The sequence below is a fragment of the Kocuria sp. ZOR0020 genome (assembly GCF_000800955.1).
Lineage (GTDB): Bacteria > Actinomycetota > Actinomycetes > Actinomycetales > Micrococcaceae > Kocuria > Kocuria subflava.
On the sequence record NZ_JROX01000444.1, the window covers coordinates 1 to 237 of the forward strand.

Annotated in this window: 1 protein-coding gene; it reads left to right on the forward strand. The window is 35.0% G+C overall.

Going from position 1 to position 237, the window contains the following annotated elements; translation table 11 throughout:
- Positions 1–237, forward strand: a 237-nt coding sequence (locus L979_RS16545; protein WP_197052190.1) for a hypothetical protein, incomplete at both ends; no start/stop codon positions are given.

A 237-nucleotide genomic window follows, 5' to 3' on the forward strand; every position in this document is an offset into this window, starting at 1 on the left:
ATAAATTGCAATCACTTGCTGAACGTGTTAAACGACTTCAAATGTCATATTCTGAACTTTACAACTTGATTGTAGCGGAACTTACACAAGCTATTGTTAATAAAATTGTTGACCTTGCGCTTATTGAGGGTGACGGAACAAACGGTTTTAAATCAATTGAAAAAGAAGCAGACGTCAAAAAAATCAAAAAGATTACTACAAAAGCCAAATCAGCTGGCAAAACTCCATTTGCTGACG